The 1,260-nt window shown below is 54.1% G+C and carries 2 protein-coding genes; both read right to left on the minus strand.

The genetic code is table 11. From position 1 onward, the window contains the following. Window positions 1–588: ABC transporter ATP-binding protein (locus QZ305_RS11720; protein ID WP_294732182.1), on the minus strand; the 588-nt coding region annotated here is incomplete at its 3' end. A 33-nt stretch (window positions 589–621) separates the two neighbouring features. Next, a partial coding sequence (locus QZ305_RS11725; protein WP_294732183.1) for a hypothetical protein occupies window positions 622–1,260 on the minus strand: 639 nt, incomplete at its 5' end.

Consider the following 1,260-nt stretch of genomic DNA (forward strand, 5'->3'; position numbering starts at 1 on the left):
GAAATGGGAAGTGAGGAAGATGGTCAGCCCTTCACCCTTTAAATCCTCAAGAATCTTCCACACCGTCCGGCGCGCCCTTGCGTCCAGCCCTGTAGTCAGCTCGTCCAGGAACACAAGCTCCGGGGTCGGTAGCAACGCCAGAACAATAAACAGCCGTTGGCGCTCCCCGCCGGAAAGACTTTTTACGGCATGACCTGTCTTATCCCCGATTCCGAAACGTTCACACAGCTTCCGCCAGTCTGCCGGCCTCTCATACAGGCAGGCGGTTTCCCCGCAAAGCTCGGATACCCTGATTTCCGGCTGGTAATCCCCTTCCTGAAACTGGACGCCCACTTTCTGAAATACAGCGCGCCGGTCCTTTTTGGCATCCCGCCCCAATACCAGGGCGGTTCCGCCATCGGCCTGTTCCGTTCCCAGGATGCATTCGATAGTGGTACTCTTTCCGGCGCCGTTTGCCCCCAACAGACCAAAGACCGTTCCGGCCTTGACTGACAGATTCAAGCCCTTCAACACAGTTCTTCCCTGATAGCTTTTGGTAAGGTCCGTTGTTTTAACAGCCTCTTCTGTTTTCTTTCTCGTTTCGCTCATCTTATCCTCCTTTTCCGGTAACGGTATGCACCGCTACTGCTGCTTTTTAATTGCCCGAAGCTCGATGTATCCCCTCTCCCCTCTGGGCTCCAGCTGGATGCGGGGGCTTTCCTCGTCCCACTCGTATCCGATCACAGACGGGTCATAATGGTCGATGGCATATTGTACGGCAAGAATCGCCTGGGAATAATCTTCCTCCCGGAAAGGCTCCCCCTGGACCGCCAGATACTCGGCGGCAGGCAGGGAAATGACATCAAACCCCTGCGGGATTTCCCCATGGTAATCCGCCTCTGCCTCCACGCCCTGTACATAGGTGGAAGTGCCGGGCTTTTTATAGGCTCCCGGCAGCCACAGGCAGACCGGCTCCCCGCAGAGGGAATCCATGCTTTTTAATATTCCCCAGACCTCACAGCTCACTTCGTCACAGTATGCAAAATAATCTTCCGCTTTTATTCCTCGTTTGATGATGACCTTTCGCTCCGGTTTTTGGATCACCTGGATAAATACGCTCTGGAGATTTTTCATTTCCATATCCAAAACATCCTTTCTCAGTTCTCCGAATTTCACGCCGTATGGGATAAACAGGGCAATGGGCACCGGATCCTTCAGATATTCCCCCGGCCTGCAGCCGAATTCCCGGTAAAAGGCACGGATATACCCGTCCACACTGCC

The organism is uncultured Faecalibaculum sp. (genome assembly GCF_910588395.1).
Lineage (GTDB): Bacteria > Bacillota_I > Bacilli_A > Erysipelotrichales > Erysipelotrichaceae > Faecalibaculum.